Annotated in this window: 1 protein-coding gene and 1 pseudogene; one reads left to right on the top strand and one right to left on the bottom strand. The window is 72.2% G+C overall.

The annotated features are described in order from the left end of the window. Positions 1-264: 264 nt before the first annotated feature. On the bottom strand, positions 265-1314 hold the full coding sequence (locus ACIKT0_RS18095; RefSeq protein WP_407106715.1) for a CehA/McbA family metallohydrolase domain-containing protein: 1050 nt from the start codon (positions 1312-1314) through the stop codon (positions 265-267). 10 nt (positions 1315-1324) lie between these two features. Between ACIKT0_RS18095 and ACIKT0_RS18090 the strand changes: the two are divergent. Beyond that, positions 1325-1578: pseudogene (locus tag ACIKT0_RS18090) on the top strand (MotB family protein); the annotation flags it as partial.

Here is a 1578-nt window from a genome sequence, read left to right as displayed (position 1 = left end):
CGCCGCGGCTCCATCAGCCCAGGCGGAACGCGCCGGACCCGGGGCTTTCCGTCAGCGGCGGCCAGGGGCGCCCCGGGCCTGGGCAGACGAGGCGCGCAAGGAAGCAATAACGGGGGAGGGTGCAGAATACCGAGGATGCAATGTCAGGTTTTGACCGGCGGACATGCGGGCCGGCTCATGTCAGGCGGCGCTCGTCGCCAGATGACGCGTCTCGTCCCCGCTCCCTGTCATGCGATCTTTCCGGATGAGCGGAAGGCCGCGCCGTCAGGGCGTCTCGGTTTCCTTGAGGATCCCGCCGTAGATCTCGTAGGCGTACTGGAAGGCCGCGGCGGCCACCGGCGCGTCGTCCGGGCTCCATCTGGAGCTTTCCGCGTCAAAGGCCTGGAGCAGGGCGCGCTGGCTCCATTCCACGCTGGTGCGCGACGCGCGGACCGGCTTGTTGTCGACAAGCACGAAGACGGGATTTGAATGCCCGGCGCCCATCAGGCGCAGCGCGACCCAGCTGCTGCGCTCGATCGGGATCGAGAACGTCAGGTTCTGCAGCGTGCCGTCGGCCGGGACGGGCTTGCTCGCCGCCACGCGGCCGTTGACGACGATCTCGACCATCACCGACCGGGTAGAGCCGTAGCGGGCGCGTTCGATGTCCCAGCCGGACGCGACGGGCGCGGCGGAGGCGGCCTTCAGTTCGGCCGCGAGCGTGGCGTCGATCCGGACGACGCCCGGCGCTTCGAGCTTCACCTCCGCGCCGGAGCGGCGGTCAGGGCTCTTTCCTGCGACCGTGAACGCCGCGAGCGCGCTGCGGCCGTCCGAGACGTAGAGGTTGCGGGCCAACATCGTCGGCGTCGCGGCCTCCACGCCCTCGGTCGCGTCGCAGCGCAGGCCGCCGACGATGTTGGCCCGCATGCCGGCGTTGAGGCTGTGGTACCAGGGGTTCAGCTCCGCGACGAAGGAGCCGCGGCCGACGTCGAGCACGTCGAGGGAGTCATGGGCGAGGCCTAGCGCGAAGGTGCCGGCGCCGGGGCTCACCGCGTTGGCGGTGTTCGGGAGCCGCTCGAGTCCGGCCTGCGCGGGAGCAGGCTCCGGCGTGAAGCCCGCGAGGCCGCCCTGGCTCCGGATCGAGGCCAGCAGGGGCAGGGCGTAGCCGGCCGCGTCGGCGTCCGCGGACGCGCGGATGAGGCTCGGGTCACGCACGCCATAGCCGTCGATCACGCCGCCGAAGGTCCCGTGCAACGTGGCGCGCGAGACGATCTCCGAGCCCTGGCCGGCGCCGCGGCCGGCGAGCGCGCACAGGGCGAGGGCCTTCTCGCATCGCAAGGAACGGCCAATGGCGGACCCGAAGGGACCCGGGAGCGGACAGAGCGGCAGGAGCGGACCGGGGGCTCGGCCGAAGCCTCAGACGCTCAACCTATCGGCGACCGATCTGACGCCGAAGCCGAAGCCTGCTGCGTCGGCCCCATCCGCTTCCGAGGCGGCGAAGACAGCCGAGGCCAAGCCCGCCGAGGCCAAGCCGGCTGAGCCCAAGCCGACCGAGCACAAGCCCGCCGCCGAGCCGGCCAAGCCTGCCGCGGCGTCCCCCGG

The sequence above is a fragment of the Hansschlegelia beijingensis genome (assembly GCF_045505405.1).
Taxonomy (GTDB): Bacteria; Pseudomonadota; Alphaproteobacteria; order Rhizobiales; family Methylopilaceae; genus Methylopila; species Methylopila beijingensis_A.
The sequence above is the reverse complement of the archived record's forward strand: the minus strand, read 5'-3'. Positions and strand labels throughout refer to the sequence as shown.